The following is a 246-nucleotide window of genomic DNA, read 5'->3' on the forward strand; positions in this document are numbered from 1 at the left end:
AGCGGGGCTGGGAGATCGAGACCACCGGCCCCTCGCGCATTCACAGCCATTCGGAGTCGGTGGCCATGCTCGACAATCGCCCGCTGGCCAAGGGGGTGGAAGAGCTGACCCGCCATGTGGTGGCGCAGGGGCAGGTGGTGCGCATGCTGGTGGACCGGATCGCCAGTCACCTTGATGGCTGGGATGAGGTGGGTCTGCCGGGGGAGCGGCGCTGATGGACTTCAACATCCTCTCCCCGATGGCCGT

Annotated in this window: 1 protein-coding gene; it reads left to right on the plus strand. The window is 67.1% G+C overall.

The window, feature by feature from the left end; translation table 11 throughout:
• Window positions 1–215, plus strand: a 215-nt coding sequence (locus SB749_RS20445; RefSeq protein ID WP_410711921.1) for a hypothetical protein, incomplete at its 5' end; no start/stop codon positions are given.
• Window positions 216–246: the final 31 nt, after the last annotated feature.

This window comes from Brevibacterium sp. SIMBA_078 (assembly GCF_046534565.1).
In the GTDB taxonomy this organism is placed as follows: Bacteria; Actinomycetota; Actinomycetes; order Actinomycetales; family Brevibacteriaceae; genus Brevibacterium.